Raw genomic sequence first — 1177 nt, forward strand, 5'->3', positions numbered from 1 at the left:
CGGTGCGAGCGCCGCAACCTTCCGTGTATCCCGCTTCGTCCAGCCACCTCGAGCCACCGCCACAGGCATGTCTGCCGTCCGGGCAGCCCTCGGCGTGGCACGGGCACCTGCCCGACATTGCCGAGGCTGAGACCACGGCGTTCGCGACGGTGGCCAACGCGGCGCGACCGCAGGCCGTGCACGGTAGCCGGATCGCGGACGATCTGTTCTTCGTGGCGCTTGACGATCGCACTGGGCTGCTGCGGGTGCACGGCGACGTTGTCGGGTCGGTGTTGGCCGGTGCGCTGCTTGCCGAGTTGGCGGTCGGTGAGTGGATCGAGGTGATCGGCGACCTTGTGAAGCCGAGCGGGGAAGCCCTGCGGCAGCGGACGGTCCCGGGGGATGCGTTGGCCCACAAGGTTCTCGACACGGTCCTCGGCCAGCGTGACCCTCTGCCGTCGCGGGAGTGGATTGCGTTCCTGGCCGCCATGGCGGAGCGGGAGGTGGCCGACCGGCTCGCCCGCGCGAACCTGATCGCTGTGCAGCGCCGCCGCCGAGGCCTCAGTAAAGGATTCGTCTACCGGCCGGCGGAGGCCAATCTGGCGGCGTGGCCACGGGCCAGGCTCTCGGAGCACTGCCGTGCCCGCCGGGAGCTCGACTCTCACGACATCGTGCTGGCCGGTCTGTGCCACGCCTCCGGTCTGCTGCACCACGTTCTCGACGCGGCCCCGCCCGGAACGTACGAGCAGGCCATGCAGCAGGTCTGCACCCGGCTGGCGGAGTCTGCGTCGGTGGTTGCCCTGCTCGACGCGGTGGAGAGCACGGTCACCGCGGACGCTTTCAAGCTGGCCTGACTCGACCGACAGATCACCCCCGGAATAGCCCGCTCTCAAGTCTTCTGGAGTCCTTCCGTGACTGCACTGTCAGCTCTAGCTGTATCGCCGATCAGCAACGTGAAGTCCGGGCTGGCACGCGACAGGCTGGGCGTCTTCGCCGTCACCGCCCAGGTGATGGCCGCGGCGGCACCGCTGACCGTCATCGCCGGCGGTGCGACCGGCGGGTTTGCTATCGCGCAGCAACGCGGCGTCCCGATCGCTTACATCGCCGTCGCCGCCGTCCTCGGAATCTTCGCGTTGCCGTATGTGGCCATGGCCCGGCAGATCCCCAATGCCGGCGCGTTCTACGTCTATGTCACCGC

At 69.2% G+C, this 1177-nt stretch carries 1 protein-coding gene and 1 pseudogene; both read left to right on the forward strand.

The genetic code is table 11. The features are described from left to right. Positions 1-833 (forward strand): GPP34 family phosphoprotein (locus tag ACIBSW_RS40540; RefSeq protein ID WP_354730815.1); only part of this gene is annotated, 833 nt, incomplete at its 5' end. Between the two features lie 57 nt (positions 834-890). After that, a pseudogene (locus ACIBSW_RS40545) lies at positions 891-1177 on the forward strand (amino acid permease); the annotation flags it as partial.

It is taken from the genome of Actinoplanes sp. NPDC049668 (assembly GCF_044465445.1).
Classification (GTDB): Bacteria; Actinomycetota; Actinomycetes; order Mycobacteriales; family Micromonosporaceae; genus Actinoplanes.